Source organism: Nocardia sp. NPDC019395, assembly GCF_040632335.1.
Lineage (GTDB): Bacteria > Actinomycetota > Actinomycetes > Mycobacteriales > Mycobacteriaceae > Nocardia.
Genome location: NZ_JBEYBT010000003.1, coordinates 297,159 through 316,211, shown reverse-complemented (window position 1 = coordinate 316,211; position 19,053 = coordinate 297,159). Strand labels below are relative to the sequence as shown.

The following is a 19,053-nucleotide window of genomic DNA, read 5'->3' as shown; positions in this document are numbered from 1 at the left end:
CCCCGGGCGGCGGTCAGGTCAGACAGCCGGGCCCCAGCAGGGCTTTCAGATCACCCATGAGAGCCGAGGACGGTTCCACCCGGAGGCTGTCGTCGAGTTTGAGCAGGGTTGTCTTCTCCCGGGCGCCCACATGCCGTACATGCACATCCGAGGTGCCCGGATGCCGGGAGAGCACCCGCTTCAGTTCGCCGATCTTGTCCCGGGTGCACATACGGGTGGAGATCGTGACCGACAGCGGTTTGGCGACGCCGATCGCGGACAGGTCCGGAACCGCGAGATCGTTGGCGATGAGCGAGATACGGTCGTCGCGCATCGAGACCCGGCCCTTCACCAGGACCACCGCGTCCTCCACCACATCCATTCCGTAGACGGAATAGGCCTGCGGGAAGAACAGCACCTCGATACCACCGGTCAGATCCTCGAGCTGCGCCGAGGCCCAGGCCAGGCCGTTCTTGTTGATCCGGCGGTTCACCGAGGCGAGGATTCCGCCGACGGTCACCTGGGTGCCGTCCTTGATATCCCCTTCCAGAATGACCGGAATCTGCGTATCGGCCGCGGCCGCGAGTACATGGTCGATACCGTTGAGCGGATGGCCGGAGACGTACAGGCCGAGCATTTCCCGTTCCAGGGCGAGCCGATGTTTGCTGTCCCATTCCTCGTCGGGAACCTTCACATCGAATACCGATGCCATCGATTCCTCACCGTCTTCACCCATTCCGCCGAACAGGTCGAATTGGCCGATGGCCTCGGCCTTCTTGGTGGACATCACGGCATCGATGGCATCGGAGTGCACGAGCATCAGCCCCTTGCGGGGATGATTCAGCGAATCGAACGCACCGGCTTTGATCAGTGATTCGGTGACCTTCTTGGTGCAGGCCACCGCATCGATCTTGTTCAGATAATCGGAGAAATCGGTGAACTTGGACTTCTCGGCACGCGCCGAGATGATCGACGACACCACGTTGGTACCGACATTGCGGACCGCGCCCATGCCGAAGCGGATGTCCTTGCCGACCGAGGTGAAGTTGTGCTCGGATTCGTTGACGTCCGGCGGCAGCACCGTGATCCCCAGGCGCCGGCAGTCCGCCAGGTAGACCGCGGCCTTGTCCTTGTCGTCGCCGACGCTGGTGAGCAGCGCGGCCATGTACTCCGCGGGATAGTTGGCCTTGAAGTAGGCAGTCCAGTACGACACCAGGCCGTAGGCGGCGGCATGTGATTTGTTGAACGCGTATCCGGCGAACGGGAGGATGGTGTCCCACAGCGCCTTGATGGCGGCCTTGGAGAATCCGTTCTCCTGCATGCCCTTCTCGAAACCCTCGAACTCCTGCGCGAGGACCTCGGCCTTCTTCTTACCCATCGCGCGGCGCAGGATATCGGCTCGTCCGAGCGAGTACCCGGCTACCTTCTGGGCGACGTGCATGATCTGCTCTTGGTAGACGATCAGACCGTAGGTTTCGCCGAGGATATCGTTCAGCGGTTCCTCGAGCTCCGGGTGGATCGGTTTGACCTCTTGGCGATCGTTCTTGCGGTCGGCGTAGTCGTTGTGCGCGTTCATGCCCATCGGGCCGGGGCGATACAACGCGCCGACGGCCACGATGTCCTCGAAGGCGTTGGGCTGCATCCGGCGCAGCAGATCGCGCATCGGCCCACCGTCGAGCTGGAACACGCCCAGGGTGTCGCCGCGGGCGAGGAGTTCGAAGGTCTTCGGATCGTCCAGCGGCAGCGCGTCCAGATCTATATCGACACCGCGGTTGGATTTGGCGTTGTGGATCGCATCGCCGAGCACCGTGAGGTTGCGCAGGCCCAGGAAGTCCATCTTCAGCAGGCCGATGGCCTCACAGGACGGATAATCCCAGCCGGTGATGATGGCGCCGTCCTGAGCCCGCTTCCACACCGGGATAGCGTCGGTGAGCGGCTCCGATGACATGATCACCGCGCAGGCGTGCACGCCCGCGTTTCGGATCAGGCCCTCCAGGCCCTTCGCGGTGTCGTAGATCTTGGCGATATCCGGATTGGACTCGATGAGCGTGCGGACCTCGGCGGCCTCTTTGTAGCGCTCGTGTTCGGGATCGGTGATTCCCGCAACCGAGATGTCCTTGGCCATGATCGGCGGCGGCAGCGCCTTGGTGATCTGGTCGGCGATCGCGAAACCCGGCTGCCCGAAAAGCACCCGGGCCGAGTCCTTGATGGCCGCCTTGGTCTTGATGGTGCCGAAGGTGATCACCTGGGCGACCCGGTCGCTTCCCCACTTCTCGGTGGCATAGCGGACCATCTCGCCGCGGCGACGATCGTCGAAGTCGATATCGATATCGGGCATCGATACGCGCTCGGGGTTGAGGAACCGCTCGAACAGCAGACCGTGCGGCAGCGGGTCGATATTCGTGATCTTGAGTGCGTAGGCGACCAGCGAACCGGCTGCCGAACCACGGCCGGGACCGACGCGGATACCGACCTCGCGGGCATGGTTGATCAGGTCGCCGACGACCAGGAAGTAGGCCGGGAAGCCCATTTCCAGGATGACGCCGATCTCGTAATCCGCCTGGTCGAGGTACTTCTGCGGGACGCCGTCCGGGAAGCGGTATTCCAGCCCCCGCGCGACCTCCTTGCGCAGCCACGACGCCTCGGTCTCGCCCTCGGGGACCGGGAATTTGGGCATACGGTCGCGATGGGTCCAGATCTCCTCGTACGACTCGACGCGTTCGCCGATCAGCATCGTGTTGTCGCAGGCCCCGGGCACTTCGGCATCCCAGAGTTCCCGCATTTCCGCGGCCGACTTCAGGTAGTAGCCGCTACCGCCGAATTTGAACCGATTGGGATCCGACAGCGTCTTACCGGTTTGGATGCACAGCAGTGCTTCGTGGTTGGTCGAGTCGGATTCGTGCACGTAATGGCAGTCGTTGGTGGCCAGCGGGGGGATACCCAGCTTCTTGCCGATCTCGATCAGGCCGGAGCGAACCCTCGTCTCGATGGACAGGCCGTGGTCCATCAGCTCGAGGAAGAAATTCTCCTTGCCGAAGATCTCCTGCCACTTCGCGGCGGCCTCGAGCGCCTCGCGCTCGTGCCCGAGCCGCAACCTGGTCTGCACCTCGCCGGACGGGCAGCCGGTGGTGGCGATGATGCCCTCGGCGTGGGCGGCGATGATTTCCTCGTCCATCCGCGCCCATTTGCCGAGCTGGCCCTCGATACTGGCGAGCGAGGACAGTTTGAACAGATTCCGCAGCCCGGTCGCGTTCTCGGCGACCATGGTCATATGGGTGTAGGCGCCCGAACCGGAGACGTCGTCGCTCTTCTGGCTCGGATCACCCCATTGGATCCGCTTGGTTTCGAAGCGGGAGGCGGGCGCGATATAGGCCTCGATACCGATGATCGGCTTGATACCGGCCTTCTTCGCCGAGTTGTAGAACTCCGCGGCCCCGTACATATTGCCGTGGTCGGTCATCCCGACCGCGCTCATCCCGAGGCGTTCCGCCTCGGTGAACAGCGGTGAGATCTTGGCGGCACCGTCGAGCATCGAGTACTCGGTGTGGTTGTGCAGATGAACGAATCCGGACGAGGCAGCCAAGATCTGTCCTTCCTCCCAGTGGCTCGGCGGGGGTTGGTGTAGCGAGTTTATGCGCACGCACCGACAGCTTCGGCGCCGGATCGGCGTGCCCGGCGGGACCGGGCGTGTCGTTCCCGGTAACCCTGCGCGAGCTTCGATTCGGTCAACGGCCGGGGCCCGGCGCTGGTAGGGTCGGGCCGCGTCACGCTCGGAACGACGGCGGTTCCGGTACACCGGGACAACCGTCGAACTCGGCAGATCGACCCCCGGAAAGCCCACGAACGACCCAGCGAGGTGAACGATGACAGCACGTAGAACGGCGTTCGCTCTCCCGGCTGCCGGGGCGGCGCTCGTGGGTGCGCTCACGGCCACCGCGGCACCCGCGGCTGCCGACGGCGGCTCGTTCCAGCCCGTCTATTCGATCGCCCAAGGCGCCTGCGTCGCCCAGCTCGATACCTCCGTCACCGGCGACGCCTATCCCGAACATGCCGCATTCACCGTATCGACCATCATGTTCGGGGTCGGGCCCTGCACCTTGCCCGTCACCCTGAACTGGCGCAATCTCGATACCGGCGCCACCGGTTCGGTGACACAGACCGCAAACGGGCCCGGGCACTGGATCAACGACGGCCGCTCGGCACTGTTCCACCCCGGCGTGGGCCGGTTCACCGCGACCATCACAGTCGGCGCCGCCCATGTACCCGAACCCGGATCGGCGGATTTCACCGTCACCCAGTATCGGGGGGTGGGCGCCGGCATCCGGTAATACGAAGTCGGTCCGCCGCCGCGGCAGGTTCGGGAAGGTCACATACCCTGACCCGGCGGCACCGATCGACGACACGGCTCGCCGGCCCGGGCCGGTTATCGCCTCCGGAGAAGGTTTCCCGCAGCAATGGCGGTTGCGGCGGGAAGCGTGAGACGATGACCGGCCCCGGCCGGCGAGCCGGTAACCGGGCCGGGAATCGGCGTCGGCGAGCGGGTGACGGACCGGTGCTCATTCGAGTCGGTGAGAATCGGTGCCGGGCGGGCGAGCACGGACGCGCCCGACGAACCGACGAGGGGGTGCGATGGCCACGACGGTAGTGGCGATCTCCGCCGGCGCCGTGCTCATCGCGGCCGCACTCCTGATCTGGGCCCGGCCGCGCCGGATGGTCACCACCCCCGCGGAGCGCGCTGTGCACGCGGCCCTGCATACCGCTTCACTCGCGGCCCGGTCGTTGCGCCAGGGGCTGACCCCGGCCTCGGCGCTGGACGCCGCACCGCATCTACGGGCCCTCGTGGGAGCCGAAGGCTTGGGGGTGACCGGCCCAGACGGTGAACTCCTCGCCTGGGACGGCGCCCATCATGTGCCGGCCGAAGAGTTCACCACCGCCGCGCGGCAGACCATCGCCGGTCGGCGACCGGTGATGGTCCATCTGCCCGACCCCGAGCATCCCGGTCGCACCCTTGTCACCCAGCCGCTGCTCACAGATAGCGACGCGGTGGCCGGAACACTGGGTATGGTCACCGCCGTCAGGCCGGGACCGGGCACCCTCGGCGCGCTGGCCGAAGTGACCCGCTACGCGTGCGGCCAGCTGGAACTGGCCGAACTCGATGCGTCCCGGGCCCGGCTGGACCGTGCCGAGGTGCGTGCGCTGCGCGCCCAGATCAGCCCGCATTTCATCTATAACGCACTCAACACCATCGCCTCGTTCGTCCGCACCGATCCCGCGCGGGCCCGGGAGCTGATCCTGGATTTCGCCGATTTCACCCGTTATTCGTTCCGGGTGGCCGGCGAATATACGGTCCTGGCCGATGAACTGAGCAATATCGAGCGCTATCTGGAACTCGAACGCGCCCGGTTCGGGACCGCGCTGCAGGTCCGGCTGCGGATCGCGCCCGAGGTACTCGGGGTGACGCTGCCGTTCCTGGCGCTGCAGCCGCTGGTGGAGAACGCCGTCCGGCACGGTATCGCGGGTACCCCGGGCGGCGGGACGGTGACCATCGCGGCGCTCGACGCGGGGACCGACTGTGTGATCAGCGTGGAGGACGACGGCGCCGGTATGGACCCCGAGGTATTGCGTTCGGGCTCCTTGGACGCGGCGGGAGCCGGCGGCGAGGCGCCGCATATCGGACTTGCCAATGTGGACGACCGGCTGCGCGCCGCCTTCGGAAACGATTACGGACTGGTGGTGGATACGGCGCCCGGGGCCGGGACGAAGGTGAGTATGCGAGTGCCGAAGTTCCGCGCCGGCATCCGGCCCTGAAACGGAAACGGCCGGGCCCCGTTCACCCTCACAGAACGGGGACCGACCGGCACCTGCACCGGGAATTATCGGCCCGGAGGCCGCCCGGGCGGCCTCCGGGCCCCGGTTTCAGTGCACGACGGCTTTTTCCGCGCCGACGCCGGTCAGTGCCCTGACCTCCATCTCCGCCGCCTTCTCCGGATCCTCGTCCGCACCACCGAGGAAGGTGCCCACCACGCCGAGCACGAAGGCCAGCGGTATGGAGACGATGCCCGGGTTCGACAGCGGGAACCAGTCGAAATCCAGATCCGGCAGCATCGCGCTCGACGACCCCGAAACCGCCGGGGAGAACACGATGAGCACGATCGTGGAGATCAGTCCGCCGTACATGCTGAACAAGGCACCGCGAGTGTTGAAACGACGCCAGAACAGCGAGTACAGGATCGTCGGCAGATTGGCGGAGGCAGCGACCGCGAAGGCCAACGCGACCAGGAACGCGATGTTCTGCCCGTTCGCCAGGATGCCCAGCCCGATGGCCAGGATCCCGATCACCACCGCGGTGATCCGGGAAACCCGCACCTGGGCGTTGTCGTCCGCCTTACCGCGGCGGATGACATTGGCGTAGATATCGTGCGCGAAGGACGCCGAGGCCGTGATGGTGAGCCCCGCCACCACCGCGAGAATGGTCGCGAAGGCCACCGCGGAGATGATGCCGAGCAGGATCACCCCGCCCAGCTCGAAGGCCAGCAGCGGCGCCGCCGAGTTCTGCCCGCCGGCCGCGGACAGAATCTTGTCGGGCCCGACCAGGGCCGCCGCACCGTAGCCCAGGACGAGAGTGAACAGGTAGAAGGCACCGATCAGGCCGATGGCCCACACCACCGAGCGGCGCGCTTCTTTCGCGGTCGGCACGGTGTAGAAGCGCATCAGCACATGGGGCAGTCCGGCGGTACCGAGTACCAGCGCCAGCCCCAGCGAGAGGAAGTTCAGTTTCGACATCTCGCTGCCGCCGTACTGCGCACCCGGCGCCAGCACATCGCGCGCGGCCACCTTCGAATCGGTGGAACCGGCGATCGCGCTCTGCGCCCCACCCAGGATGTCCGAGATATCGAACCCGAATTTCGCCAGCACCATCACGGTCATCACGGCCGCGCCCGCGATCAGCAGTACCGCCTTGATGATCTGTACCCAGGTGGTGCCCTTCATACCGCCGACCAGCACGTAGACGATCATCAGGACACCGACCACGGCGATCACCACGGCCTGCCCGGTCTTGCTCGACACATCGAGCAGCAGCGCCACCAGACCGCCGGCGCCCGCCATCTGCGCGAGCAGATAGAACAGCGATACCGCCAGGGTGGTGATCGCGGCCGCGGTCCGCACCGGGCGCTGCCGCAACCGGAAACTCAGCACATCGGCCATCGTGAACTTGCCGGTGTTGCGCAGCATTTCGGCCACCAGCAGCAGGGCCACCAGCCAGGCCACCAGGAATCCGATCGAATACAGGAACCCGTCGTAGCCGTAGACGGCGATGGCCCCGGCGATCCCCAGGAAGCTCGCGGCGGACAGATAGTCGCCGGCGATCGCGATACCGTTCTGCGGTCCGGTGAATCCGCGGCCGCCGGTGAAATAGTCGGTGGCACCGCGGGTGTTGCGGCCCGCCCAGAACACCACGACCATCGTGACGACGACGAACAGCGCGAAGATACCGATATTGGCGGCGGGGTTACCGACCGTACTGTCGGCGGCGTACAGCGTGGTCACGACCCGCTTCCTTCCAGTTCGGCGCGCAGCGCGGCGGCACGCGGATCCAGTTCCCGGTTGGCGAACCGGACGTAGAGACCGGTGATGAGGAAGGTGGAGACGAACTGGCCCAGGCCGAGCAGCAAGCCGATATTCACCTCGCCGAAGATCTTCGTGCCCATGAAATCGTGCGCATAGGCGCCGAGCAGCACGTAGCCGAGGTACCAGATCAGGAACAGGACGGTCATGGGGAATATGAAGCGGCGCAGCCGGTTGCGGAGTTCAGCGAACTCCGGGCTCGCCTGTACCGCGACGAAATCGGTGGGGGCAGTGGCCTGCCCGCCGCCGTCGTCGAGATCCGTTTCGGTCATACCGGGTCCTCGCAATGTGATGTGTGTTACCTGCACTGAAGTTAGCGAGCCCGGCAGGGCGGCAACAGATGTGATACCGGTCACTCGGTGAAGGTGCGCGACTGTGCGGTGAATGGTCGCTGGGACACGACGAACGGTCGTGCCACCGGCGAGATATCAGCGGTCCGGGCGCGATTCCGGTTCCCGGTCGGCGCCCATGCCGAGCCGTTCCGGTGCGTGCATCCGGACGAAAACCCGGCCCAGCTCCGGGGGTTTCGCGGTGAACCGGCTGACCAGCACCATCGCCCCGAACGACAGCGGCACCGCGACCGCCGCGGGATATCCGAGTACCGCGGCGGCCCACCCACCGGCCAGATCATGGGAGACCCCGCCGAACACCGAAACCCCCGTCGCGCCGCCGGCCACGACCCCACCGGTCACCAGCCCCGCCACCGCACCCGCCGCGGTCAGCCCGCGCCACCAGATCCCCAGCACCAGCAGCGGGCACAGGGTCGCCGCGGCGAGCGAGAACGCCAGGCCCACCGTGCGGGACAGATCCAGTGAGACCACGAACAGCGACAACCCCAGCGGTACCGCCCCCGCACCCAGCGCCGCCAACCGGAAATCGCGGATCCGCCCGCGCAGGACATCCGTGCTGAGCACGCCCGCGATACTCACCACCAGCCCCGACGAGGTGGACAGGAACGCCGCCATCGCCCCCGCCGCGACCAGCGCGGCCAGCAGCTGCCCCGGTAGCCCGGCCAGCGCCGACGCCGGTAACAGCAGGACCGCGGCATCGGATGTTCCGGTGATCAGCAACTGCGGTACATAGAGCCGGGCGAAAACACCGAGCAGGACCGGAAACAGATAGAACACACCGACCATCGCGATCACCGTGAGGGCGGTGGTCCGGGCGGCGCGGCCGTCGCGATTGGTGTAGAAGCGCACGAGGACATGCGGAAGACCCATGGTGCCCAGGAAGGTCGCGACCATCAGGGAATACACCTGGTACTGCGGGTGGGGTCCGGCGAAACCGCCACCGGGTCGCAGCCAATGATCACCGTCGGCCGGTGCGCCCGCCACCACCGGCACCGCCGACCCCGGTTCGAGGACGAGCCGGGTATCGCGCGCCAGTTCATGGGTACCGGCGGTGAGCAGGACCGGGCCGTCCACCGGACGGCCGTCGAGTTCACCGTGTACCGAGACCCACTGCGGCGCCGGTAACTGAACCAGCACCGGCGTGGTCACCTCGACGGTCGTCCGTTCACCGACCGTCGGCGGCGCCGCCGCGCCGATCTCCCGCTCCCCCGGACCGGTGCCGAAGAAATGCACCAGCAGGACGAGAGCGGGTAACGCGACAGCGGTCAATTTCAGCCAATACTGGAAAGCCTGCACGAGGGTGATCGAGCGCATTCCACCGCCTACGACATTCGCCACCACGATTCCCGCCACCGCCACCGCCCCGACCCAGCCGGGTACGCCCAGCAGAATGCGCAGGGTCAGCCCGGCACCCTGGAATTGCGGGATCACGTAGACCGCGCACACCAGCACCACCACCAGGGCGGCGAACCGGCGGGCGCGCGGCGAACCCAGCCGGAATTCGGCGAAATCGGGCACGGTATAGGCACCGGAGCGCCGCAGCGGCGCCGCCACGAACAGCAGCAGCGCCAAATAGCCCGCCGTGAATCCGACCGGATACCAGAGTGCGTCGGCACCGTATTTGGCGATCAGTCCGGCCACCCCCAGGAACGAGGCGGCCGAGAGATATTCACCCGATACCGCGGCCGCGTTCCAGCGGGGCCCGACACTGCGGGAGGCCACCAGGAAATCGGAGGTGGTGCGGGCCCAGCGCACGCCGTACACGCCCAGGGTCACCGTCGCCACGGCCGCAGCCAGTAGCGCGGCCACCGTGAGACCGGACGAACTCACCTCAATCCCCGGTCAGGTCGAGGAAGTCGTGTTCGTTGCGTTCGGCGAGCCGCACATAGATCCGGCCGGTGAGCCACAGCAGCGGATACGCGGCCGCGCCCAGCACCAGCCACGGCAACCGGATACCGAATACGACGGTCTCGGCTACCGCGGTCACCCGGAACAGCAGCGGTAGCGCCGCCAGGATCAGCGTCATCGCCAGCGCGCAACTCAGCGCCAGCCCGAGTTGCGCGCGGATCAGCCCGCCGATCAGCGCCGCCCCGATCTCGGTCTGCTCGGCGACCTCCACCCGCGTCCGCACCCGGCGCGCGCCGCGGCGCTCGGCGAGCACCACCCGTTCCCGTGGTGGTTTCGGCGGCGGGCCGATCATCGGCGGTCCGGATGCGGCCCGTGCACGAGCCGCTGTTTGAGTTCACGCACCTGCCGCCGGCTCACCGGCAGTTCCACCTGACCCGCGCCGCGCAGACACACCCGGGTCGCCGCGCCGACCGTGCGCAGACCGGTGACCCGGTCGAGTGCTACCAGATACGACCGGTGCACCCGCAGGAATCCGTCCTGCCAGCGTTGCTGTAACGCCGAGAGCGGGATACGCACCAGATGTGAGCCGGTATCGGTATGCAACCGCGCGTAATCGCCTTCGGCCTCCACCCAGCTCACCTGCGACCGGTGCACCAGCGTCGTCACCCCGCCGAGTTCGACCGGGATCACCTCGTTGTTACCGGCCGGGGCGGGATCCGGGCCGGTGCGCGCCCGGCCGGCCGCGACCCGCCGCAGCGCCGCGCTCAACCGGGCCTGCCGGACCGGTTTGAGCAGGTAGTCCACGGCTCCCAGATCGAACGCCGCCACGGCGTGGTCTTCGTGCGCGGTGACGAACACGATCGCCGGGGGGTCGGCGAATTCCGCGAGGACTCCCGCGAGCTCCATCCCGTCGAGGCCCGGCATATTGATATCCAGGAATACCGCGTCTGCCCCGTGCGCGCGCAATATCCGCAGCGCACCGGTCGCGTCGCCGGCGCCGTGCAGTTCGGTCACCGCGGGTTCGGCGCGTAACAGATACAGCAGTTCGTCCAGCGCCGGCGGCTCGTCGTCCACGGCCAGCACCCGCATCCGCCCGACCTTTCCCGCTACTACGACCCGATCATCGTAATCACGGGCGCCGGGACGCGGGCGCGGGTCCCGTTATGTGGTCAGGAACCGAGCTGATCCATCCGCCGCTGCATTTCCTCCGGTTCGATATCTTCCACATGGGTGGCGACCGTCCACTGATGCCCCCACGGGTCGACGAACGAACCGGTGCGGTCACCGTAGAACTGGGTTTCCGGGGCGCTGATCTCGGTGGCTCCCGCCCCCAGCGCGGCGGCGTAGGCGGCATCCATATCGGCGACGTAGACGTAGAGGTTGACCGGTGTGCCGCCGATCGAATGCGGATCGCGGAAGGCCATATCCGGGGCCGGGTCACCGAGCATCAGCACCGAATTGCCGATCAGGAGTTCGCAGTGCATCACCGTGCCGTCCGGGCCCGGGATCCGCATCCGCTCGGTGGCACCGAACACCCGTTTGTAGAACTCCACCGCGTCGGCGGCCCCCGCGATCGCCAGACCAGGTGAAATGGTGGGATAGCCCTCGGGTACAGGGGAGACATCAGACATCACAAGACCTCCGGTCTCGGATCGGTTGTCGGATACCTGTGAGCTTATGCCCAGCCCGCGGCCGCCGGGAGTGACCGGCACGGTCGCGGCGGTGTCAGCCGCCCCAGCTGACGTTCGTCTCGACGACCTGGCGCAACTCGGTCGAGGTCTGCGGGTTCCGGTAGAACTGATGCCCGCCGATATTGATCGAACCGGCGACCGGAAGCGGCAACCCCAGATCGACCGTGATATCGCCGCTGCCCCGCATCGCGTAATCCTCGATATCGAGGGTCCCGGACTCGTTCGGCAGATCCCAGGTCCCAGATTTCGGAGTCTGTGTGACGTCCAGCCGGATGGACAGCCGGCCCCCGTCGCGGGCCACCAGAGTGGCCGTGGTGACCTGGTCGAGGTCGACACCGCCGCCTACCGTCTGGCGGACCTGCCATACCGCGCCCACCCCGACCGGCTCGTCCGGAAAGGTTATCGACCGGTACACGGCCTGATAGAACGCCTGTTCCAGAGCTGCCCGCGCCGAGTTGGACGTCTCCGGTGAGGGGGCGAGCCGCAGCGCGGTGATACCGCCCAGCTCGCTCATCTCCAGTCCGGCGTGCGAACCGTCGGCCGCGGTGAGCGCCTCCGACAGCGCCGGATCGGGAGTGGTCACCTCACCGAGGGTCAATTCCACACCGTCCGGGCCGGCGGTCGCCGTCATCGGGATGGTCAGCGCCGGGCTGGAGAAGTCGCGGACCTGCTGTTCATCGATCTGCTGCTGGATGTGGTGATCGGTACGCAGGGTCACCGCCTGGACAGTTCCCTGGTAATACGACGGCCGCAGCATCGACCGGGGTTCGCTGCCCGGGTCCACCGTGCTCACCTGGGCGGCGGCGATCGGCACGGTGACCTCGTTGCCGATACCCAGGGGTTCGGTACCGTCCGCCGCCTCCGCCGATTCGCCGCTGTCGCTGCAACCGGCCCCGAAGGTGGTCAGCCCCAGCGCGAGAACCAGCATCAGCACTCTGGACCGCGTTACGCGGGCCGACGGAAACGAACACAACAACGTCACGCCAGACAGCCTACGAGCCGTACCTGAGGATGGGCTGGGACATCACGGGAACACCCGGCGGTGCGGTTGCGTGAACGCGACGCACCCGACCGCACGGGTGCCCACGCACCGAGCCGCGTCGCCTCGAGAGATGATGGTCGGCGTGAGTGAGGACCGGCGTACGCGCGACCAGGACCCCGACCGTCCGATCGAGGGCGGAAAACAGCCCCGGCAGCGGCTGGCGCTCTTGCTGGCGATCGCGGTGACATTGTTCACGCTGGACCTGATCACCAAGATCGTGGTGGTCGGGCAGATCCAGCCCGGTGAACGGATCCCGGTGATCGGCGATTTCGTCACGCTCGTCCTGGTCCGCAATCCGGGCGCGGCGTTCTCCATGGCCACCGGGATGACCTGGCTGCTGACCCTCATCGCGGCCGCGGTCGTCATCGGTGTGCTGCGGATCGGCCGGACCCTGCGCTCGCCGCTGTGGGCCATCGGTCTCGGCGGTGTTCTCGGCGGCGCGTTCGGCAATCTGGTGGACCGGTTGTTTCGGGCGCCGGGCCCGATGCAGGGACATGTCGTGGACTTCGTCTCGGTCGGCTCGTTCCCGGTGTTCAATGTGGCCGACTCCTCGATCGTCTGCGGCGCGATCCTGCTGGTGGTGCTGACGGTCTTCGGTTTCGAACCCGACGGCACCCGCTACAACCGGAACGCCCCCGAGACCACGGCCGGGGGCACCACAGCCGATGACGACACGCCTGCCCCCACCGAGACACCCGGCACCGGAATATCCGGCCCCGCCGAATCTCCCGGACCCGGACGCGCCGACCCGGACCCCGACACCCCCAGCGCCACCGGCCGGGCCGCACGCACGGGTGAGGACACCGCCGCATGAGGGAAACCAGGACCATGCCCGTCCCCGACGGGCTCGACGGGATGCGGGTGGACGCCGGACTGGCACGCCTGCTCGGACTGTCCCGGACCGCGGTCGCCGCGCTCGCCGAGGACGGTTCGGTACAGCTGGACGGACTGCCCGCCGGGAAATCCGATCGGCTCATCGCCGGCGCCTGGCTCGAAGTGGTGTTCCCGGAACCGCGGCGGGCACTGACCATCGAGGCCGAGCCGGTGGAAGGGATGAAGATCCTCTACGCCGACGACGATATCGTCGCGGTCGACAAACCGGTCGGCGTGGCCGCGCACACCGGGGTCGGCTGGAGTGGGCCCACGGTGGTCGGCGGGCTGGCCGCGGCCGGGTACCGCATCTCCACCTCGGGAGCCCATGAACGGCAGGGCATTGTGCACCGTCTCGATGTGGGCACCTCGGGGGTCATGGTGGTCGCCCAATCCGAGCACGCGTACACGATGCTGAAACGGGCGTTCAAACAGCGCACCGTGGACAAGCGCTATCACGCACTGGTGCAGGGCCATCCCGATCCGAGCAGCGGCACCATCGACGCACCCATCGGCCGGGCCCGCGGCAACGACTGGAAATTCGCGGTGACCTCCGACGGCCGGCCCAGCGTCACCCACTACGACACGGTGGAGGCGTTCCAGGCGGCGAGCCTGCTCGATATCCATCTCGAAACCGGCCGCACCCACCAGATCAGGGTGCATTTCGCCGCCATCCGCCACCCCTGCTGCGGCGATCTCACCTACGGCGCGGACCCCCGGCTGGCCGAACGGCTCGGCTTACAGCGCCAATGGCTGCACGCCAGATCGCTCGGCTTCCAGCATCCGGCCGACGGCCGCTATCTGGAGATAACCAGCGACTACCCGGACGATCTCGCCGGGGCGCTGGGCGTACTGCGCGAGGCCTGACCCCCGGATGCCCGGAGAAGCGGAATCCGCGGCGCGGCACCCCGCCGCGGCCCGCGGCCGGCGGCGCGCATTCGGATACGGCGCGGCGGCCGCGGTCTGCGCGGTGTTCATCGTGGTACTCGGCGTCACGAACCCGCCGCGGGACGAGGGCGTCTCCACCGACCGGCTCGGACCCGATACCGGGGAAACCGTCACCGAATATCTCGACCGGGCACGGGACTCGCTGACCGGCCCCGACAACAGCGACCGGTGGGCGCTGGTGTCGTTCACCGACTACGAGACCGCCGCCGCTCTTCCCGGGCGGGCGGACGGTACCCGGGTGAGCCAGGCGCTCTACCAGGTGCCGCTCCCCCGGGTCGCGACACCTCTCGTATCGGTGCAGGTACCCGGCAGCGCGGCCGCGCTGTCGCGGTCCGGCGACGACGCGGCCTGGTGGCTGGCCGACCGCCGCCGATACAGCGCCGAGGGCACCCGCGGCGCCCAGATCCTCGATGTATCGATCGCCCGCCTCCGCGCGGGCTGCGCCTGCTCACCCGGTGTGGTCGTGCGGGCGCCGCTGCCGGCCCTCCGCGAGCTCGCCGGCCGGCCCGGCATCCGCGCGGTCGAGGCCCTGCCCGCTGATGCCGTCGCCGCACGATACGCGGTCGCGCCGCTGCTGCCCGATACCGCGGATCCCATCCAGCCGCGGCCCGACGACGGCCCCGTACCGGCAGGCTGAATCAGTAGTCCAGGGTCACCACACCGTCGAGGTACCGGTGGCACCGGCCGCTCAGCAGCACCCGGTCACCGGCCAGCTCGACCCCCAGGGTCCCGCCCCGCCGGGACAACTGACGCGCGACGAAGATCCGCTTCCCCGATTCGGCGCTCCACAGCGGCGCGAGCTGAGCATGCGCGGATCCGGTCACCGGATCCTCCGGGACGCCTATCCCGGGCGCGAAGAAACGCGAAACGAAATCCACCTCGTCACCCCGCGCGGTCACGACCACGCCCCGCGGGACAGGCGGGAAGCTACCCAACGCCGGCGCCAGCTCACGGACCTGCCGCTCGGAATCCACCACGATCACGATATCGGCGCCGGCGAACGCCCGGACGGGTTCCACCCCGAGCGCCGCCACCAGCGCCGGATCCGGATCCACCGGGGACGGGGCCACGGCCGGCAGATCCAGGATGTACACATCGTCATCGGTGCGATCCACTTGCAGCCAGCCGCTGTGGGTGAAGAAACTGACCCGGTCCTCCCCGGGCTCGATATCGGTGAGGATCTGCGCGGCACCGGCCAGCGTCGCATGACCGCACATCGCCACCTCCGCGGCCGGAGTGAACCAGCGCAGGTGGTACGCCGGGCCGCCGGCGGGCGGTGCCCCGGCCTCCGGAGGTAACCGCACGGTATAGAACGCGGTCTCGGCGAGATTGTTCTCCTCCGCCAGTTGTTGCAGCACTCTATCGGGTAACCAGGTGGGCAACGGCATGACCGCGGCCGGATTACCGGAGAACGGTGCGTCGGCGAACGCGTCGATCTGGTGCAGCAGAACCTCCATGCCCATGAAGGTACTCCAGCCACGAATAAGCCCACCGCACAAGCCATCTGGGGCGCCGAACCGACGTCGCCTCGTCGCGCCGGGATGCCCGGACCCGGCCGCTGATCCGACGGCCCTCTCGCGAATCCGGGAATGCGGCGGCTTCAGCTCCGCGATCGGGGCTCACGCCACATCGACCACAGGTCGGGGCCCCCGTCCGGGATACTGATCGTGCCGGTGACTTCGAATCCGAACCGCTCGTAGTAGGCGATATTCGACCGCTTGCTCGATTCGAGATAAGCCGGGACACCCTCGCGATCACAGTGCTCCAGCCGCGCCCGCAGCAGTGCCTGCCCGAATCCGCGGCCGCGCTGACCCGGATCCGTGCCGATCGTCGCCAGGTACCAGTGCGGTTCGTCGGGATGTACCCGGGTCATGGTGTCCGACAGCCTTTTACCCACCAGCAGCCGGGAACCGAATACACGGGCCAGCTGCGGGAGCATCCGCAGTTCCGACAGCGGGGACGGCTTCCATTTCCCCGGTGGGTCCCACAGTGCGGCACCACTGATCGCGCCCGAGGAATCGGCGGTGATATCCACACCACCGGAGGCGAAATGATGGTGCCTGGTCTGCGCCGCGAACAGTCGCTGCGCACCGCGTACCCGCTGCCGCGGATCCGGCAGCACCCACTCCATGACCGGATCGTCCTGGAAAGCGGCGGCCAACGTCCGTGCCAGGCCGGTGATCTCGTCGTTGCGCGCCGGCCGTACATCGGGAGAATCGGGCATCTGTATGTCCTGACGTCGTCGGGTTCGCCGGGCCGCTGTTCAGTCTTCGCCGGGCGCGGCCGGGATCAGTTTGTGGGATTCGCCGCGAACGGTGGCGCTCAGCCACCAGGCCACCTCCACCAGAACTATTCCTACAGCGCCGCAGACGAAGGCCGCTGTGGTGAGGCTGACGTTCGACGGATCGAGGGCGAAGAATTCGCGGGTGAACGGCACCGTGAACAACACCAGGTAGGCCACCACGGACACCACCAGCAACAGAATCTTCCACCAGGTGTACGGACGAGCGACGATCGCCAGCACCCAGACCGCGATCATGATCAGGGTGATCAGCGCGGTGGTTCCGGCCTGCATCTGCTGTTCCGCACTGGCGTCCGGGCCGGCGTAGGCGATCAGATAGGCGACGAAGGTCGCGGTGCCGATCACCACGCCCGATGGGATGGCAAGCCGCATCACCCGCCCGACGAAACCGCTGCGGGCACGCTCGTTGTTGGGTGCCAGCGAGAGGATGAAGGCGGGGATACCGATGGTGAACCAGGCCGCGATCGTCACGTGCCGCGGCAGGAACGGATAGCCGATCGGTTCGTAACCGAAGATCTGCGACCCCACTCCGGCGGCGCCGATCAGGAACGCCAGCAGCACCGAATAGACCGTCTTGGTGAGGAACAGATTCGAGACCCGCTCGATATTGCCGATCACCCGCCGGCCCTCCCCTACCACGTAGGGCAGGGTGGCGAATTTATTGTCCAGCAAGACGATCTGCGCGACGGCGCGGGTGGCCGGGCTGCCCGCCCCCATCGCGACCCCGATATCGGCATCCTTCAACGCGAGAACGTCGTTGACCCCGTCACCGGTCATCGCCACGGTATGGCCACGCGACTGCAGCGCCCCGACCATGGCACGTTTCTGATCCGGCCGCACCCGGCCGAAGGTCGTCTGCTCGTCAAGCACAGCGGCCAGTTCGTCCCGACCCTCGGGCAGGGTCCGCGCATCCACGGCCCGATCGCCACCGGGCAACTCCAGCGAGGACGCGACAGCGCCGACCGATACCGCGTTATCGCCGGAGATCACCTTGATCGAGACGTCCTGGCTCGCGAAATAATCCAGCGTTTCCCGTGCGTCCGGCCGGACCTTCTGCTCCAGCACCACCAGCGCGACCGGGGTGATCGTCCCCGGCGCACCGGCCGCATCGACGGCCCGGTCGCCGCGGGCGAGCAGCAGTACCCGCAGCCCGGTGGCGCCGAGTTCCTCCGCGGCGCGAGCATCGGCGGATCCGCCGTCCAGCAGCACATCGGGCGCGCCGAGCAGCCAGTCGCCGTGGTCACCGTAGGAGAATCCACTCCATTTCTTCGCCGACGAGAACGGCGCCACGCTGGTGTATTCCCAGCCGGGCGTATCCGGCAGCGCCTCCGCGATCGCCTGCACGCTGGCATTCGGCCGCGGATCGTCGGCGGCCATTGCCGCGAGCGCCCGCCGTGCCGATACTTCCGCGTCCGGCGCGGTGTCGAGCATCCTGAGCTCGGCCAGCCGCATCCCGTTCTCGGTGAGAGTGCCGGTCTTATCCGCGCACACCACATCCACCCGGGCCAGGCCCTCGATCGCGGGCAGTTCCTGGACCAGGCATTTACGCTGCCCCAGCCGCACGACCCCGACCGCGAACGCGATCGAGGTCATCAGCACCAGGCCCTCCGGCACCATCGGCACCAGCGCCGCCACCATCCCGGTGACCGCGGGCCGCCAGGATTCCCCGCTGGAGACCAGCTGGTTGTAGATACTCAGCGCCCCCGCGGGAATCAGCAGGTAGGTGATGACCTTCAGGATCGTGTCGATACCACTGCGCAGTTCGGAATCGACGAGGGTGAACTTGCTGGCCTCCTCGGCAAGTTTCGCCGCGTACGCATCCTTACCGACCTTGGTGGCGCGGTAGGCACCCGACCCGGACACCACGTAACTACCCGAGAGCACCTGCGCGCCGGCCTCTTTCGACACATCGTCGGATTCGCCGGTGAGCAGTGATTCGTCGATCTCGAGCAGTTCCGCTTCCGCGACCACACCGTCGACCACGATCTGATCGCCGGGCCCGAGTTCGATGAGATCGTCGAGCACCACATCCTTCGGCGCGATCTGCTCGGCACGACCGTCCCGGCGCACGGTGGGCCGGGCCTGACCGACGATGGCCAGCCGGTCCAGCGTGCGTTTGGCCCGGGTCTCCTGGATGATGCCGACCGCGCTGTTGGCCACGATCAGCAGTCCGAACATCCCGTCGATCACCGACCCGGTGGCCATGACCAGGACGAACAGCACACCCAGGATCGCGTTGATCCGGGTGAACACATTCGCCCGGACGATATCGCGAACCGAGCGGCTCGCCCGGTCGGGCACATCGTTGGTGAGCCCGTCCCGGCGCCGCTGCGCCACCTCGGCGCCGGTGAGCCCGGACGCCCCGACAGCCTGCACAGTCGTCGACATGACGGTCAG

General features: G+C 67.7%; 16 protein-coding genes. 5 read left to right on the top strand and 11 right to left on the bottom strand.

Annotation, left to right across the window (positions count from 1 at the left end; all coding sequences use genetic code 11):
• Positions 1–13 precede the first annotated feature (13 nt).
• The gene (dnaE, locus tag ABZ827_RS12380; protein ID WP_357236289.1) at positions 14–3,562 is read right to left on the bottom strand and encodes a DNA polymerase III subunit alpha; all 3,549 of its coding nucleotides are present in this window, start codon (positions 3,560–3,562) and stop codon (positions 14–16) included.
• Between the two features lie 280 nt (positions 3,563–3,842).
• Here dnaE and ABZ827_RS12375 point away from each other — a divergent pair, with 280 nt between their 5' ends.
• Both ABZ827_RS12375 and ABZ827_RS12370 read left to right on the top strand, forming a co-directional pair.
• A complete protein-coding gene (locus ABZ827_RS12375; RefSeq protein WP_357236287.1) occupies positions 3,843–4,307 on the top strand; it encodes a hypothetical protein in 465 nt (154 codons plus the stop codon).
• A gap of 301 nt (positions 4,308–4,608) precedes the next feature.
• Positions 4,609–5,787 (top strand): histidine kinase, encoded by a 1,179-nt coding sequence (locus ABZ827_RS12370; RefSeq protein WP_357236285.1) that lies wholly within the window; start codon positions 4,609–4,611, stop codon positions 5,785–5,787.
• A 108-nt stretch (positions 5,788–5,895) separates the two neighbouring features.
• Here ABZ827_RS12370 and ABZ827_RS12365 read toward each other — a convergent pair whose 3' ends face one another.
• The 7 genes from ABZ827_RS12365 to ABZ827_RS12335 form a co-directional block, all read right to left on the bottom strand.
• Positions 5,896–7,527 carry a cation acetate symporter gene (locus tag ABZ827_RS12365; RefSeq protein WP_357236283.1) on the bottom strand — a complete coding sequence of 544 codons (1,632 nt, stop codon included), beginning with the start codon at positions 7,525–7,527 and terminating at the stop codon, positions 5,896–5,898.
• Positions 7,524–7,877: a DUF485 domain-containing protein gene (locus ABZ827_RS12360; protein WP_357236282.1), complete on the bottom strand. Its 354-nt coding sequence runs from the start codon at positions 7,875–7,877 to the stop codon at positions 7,524–7,526. Before ABZ827_RS12360 ends, ABZ827_RS12365 begins: the two co-directional genes overlap by 4 nt.
• 156 nt (positions 7,878–8,033) lie before the next feature.
• Complete coding sequence (locus tag ABZ827_RS12355; protein WP_357236280.1) at positions 8,034–9,785, bottom strand: cation acetate symporter; 1,752 nt, start codon at positions 9,783–9,785, stop codon at positions 8,034–8,036.
• Position 9,786: 1 nt separating this feature from the next.
• Positions 9,787–10,155, bottom strand: coding sequence for a hypothetical protein (locus tag ABZ827_RS12350; protein ID WP_357236278.1), 369 nt, complete (start codon positions 10,153–10,155; stop codon positions 9,787–9,789).
• Positions 10,152–10,892 carry a LytTR family DNA-binding domain-containing protein gene (locus tag ABZ827_RS12345; protein ID WP_357236277.1) on the bottom strand — a complete coding sequence of 247 codons (741 nt, stop codon included), beginning with the start codon at positions 10,890–10,892 and terminating at the stop codon, positions 10,152–10,154. Before ABZ827_RS12345 ends, ABZ827_RS12350 begins: the two co-directional genes overlap by 4 nt.
• An 80-nt stretch (positions 10,893–10,972) precedes the next feature.
• Positions 10,973–11,434, bottom strand: a complete 462-nt coding sequence (locus ABZ827_RS12340; RefSeq protein WP_357236276.1) for a VOC family protein — start codon at positions 11,432–11,434, stop codon at positions 10,973–10,975.
• A gap of 94 nt (positions 11,435–11,528) precedes the next feature.
• Positions 11,529–12,476: a hypothetical protein gene (locus ABZ827_RS12335; RefSeq protein ID WP_357236275.1), complete on the bottom strand. Its 948-nt coding sequence runs from the start codon at positions 12,474–12,476 to the stop codon at positions 11,529–11,531.
• Between the two features lie 130 nt (positions 12,477–12,606).
• Here ABZ827_RS12335 and lspA point away from each other — a divergent pair, with 130 nt between their 5' ends.
• From lspA to ABZ827_RS12320, 3 genes are read left to right on the top strand one after another with little or no spacing between them, the layout of a single operon-like run.
• On the top strand, positions 12,607–13,350 hold the full coding sequence (gene lspA / locus ABZ827_RS12330) for a signal peptidase II (RefSeq protein WP_357236273.1): 744 nt from the start codon (positions 12,607–12,609) through the stop codon (positions 13,348–13,350).
• Positions 13,347–14,273: an RluA family pseudouridine synthase gene (locus tag ABZ827_RS12325; RefSeq protein WP_357236271.1), complete on the top strand. Its 927-nt coding sequence runs from the start codon at positions 13,347–13,349 to the stop codon at positions 14,271–14,273. Before lspA ends, ABZ827_RS12325 begins: the two co-directional genes overlap by 4 nt.
• A gap of 7 nt (positions 14,274–14,280) precedes the next feature.
• The gene (locus tag ABZ827_RS12320) at positions 14,281–14,991 is read left to right on the top strand and encodes a hypothetical protein (RefSeq protein ID WP_357236269.1); all 711 of its coding nucleotides are present in this window, start codon (positions 14,281–14,283) and stop codon (positions 14,989–14,991) included.
• 1 nt (position 14,992) lies between these two features.
• Here ABZ827_RS12320 and ABZ827_RS12315 read toward each other — a convergent pair whose 3' ends face one another.
• The 3 genes from ABZ827_RS12315 to ABZ827_RS12305 form a co-directional block, all read right to left on the bottom strand.
• The gene (locus ABZ827_RS12315; RefSeq protein WP_357236649.1) at positions 14,993–15,811 is read right to left on the bottom strand and encodes a PhzF family phenazine biosynthesis protein; all 819 of its coding nucleotides are present in this window, start codon (positions 15,809–15,811) and stop codon (positions 14,993–14,995) included.
• 143 nt (positions 15,812–15,954) lie between these two features.
• Positions 15,955–16,578, bottom strand: coding sequence for an N-acetyltransferase (locus tag ABZ827_RS12310; RefSeq protein WP_357236267.1), 624 nt, complete (start codon positions 16,576–16,578; stop codon positions 15,955–15,957).
• Positions 16,579–16,617: 39 nt separating this feature from the next.
• Positions 16,618–19,044, bottom strand: coding sequence for an HAD-IC family P-type ATPase (locus ABZ827_RS12305; RefSeq protein WP_357236265.1), 2,427 nt, complete (start codon positions 19,042–19,044; stop codon positions 16,618–16,620).
• Positions 19,045–19,053 lie beyond the last annotated feature (9 nt).

Coding starts and splice junctions, on each gene's coding strand:
- ABZ827_RS12305 (WP_357236265.1), bottom strand. CDS start 19,044: ATGTCGACGACTGTGCAGGCTGTCGGGGCGTCCGGGCTCACCGGCGCC.
- ABZ827_RS12360 (WP_357236282.1), bottom strand. CDS start 7,877: ATGACCGAAACGGATCTCGACGACGGCGGCGGGCAGGCCACTGCCCCC.
- ABZ827_RS12320 (WP_357236269.1), top strand. CDS start 14,281: ATGCCCGGAGAAGCGGAATCCGCGGCGCGGCACCCCGCCGCGGCCCGC.
- ABZ827_RS12370 (WP_357236285.1), top strand. CDS start 4,609: ATGGCCACGACGGTAGTGGCGATCTCCGCCGGCGCCGTGCTCATCGCG.
- ABZ827_RS12325 (WP_357236271.1), top strand. CDS start 13,347: ATGAGGGAAACCAGGACCATGCCCGTCCCCGACGGGCTCGACGGGATG.
- ABZ827_RS12345 (WP_357236277.1), bottom strand. CDS start 10,892: ATGCGGGTGCTGGCCGTGGACGACGAGCCGCCGGCGCTGGACGAACTG.
- ABZ827_RS12310 (WP_357236267.1), bottom strand. CDS start 16,578: ATGCCCGATTCTCCCGATGTACGGCCGGCGCGCAACGACGAGATCACC.
- ABZ827_RS12315 (WP_357236649.1), bottom strand. CDS start 15,811: ATGGAGGTTCTGCTGCACCAGATCGACGCGTTCGCCGACGCACCGTTC.
- lspA (WP_357236273.1), top strand. CDS start 12,607: ATGATGGTCGGCGTGAGTGAGGACCGGCGTACGCGCGACCAGGACCCC.
- ABZ827_RS12340 (WP_357236276.1), bottom strand. CDS start 11,434: ATGTCTGATGTCTCCCCTGTACCCGAGGGCTATCCCACCATTTCACCT.
- ABZ827_RS12375 (WP_357236287.1), top strand. CDS start 3,843: ATGACAGCACGTAGAACGGCGTTCGCTCTCCCGGCTGCCGGGGCGGCG.
- ABZ827_RS12350 (WP_357236278.1), bottom strand. CDS start 10,155: ATGATCGGCCCGCCGCCGAAACCACCACGGGAACGGGTGGTGCTCGCC.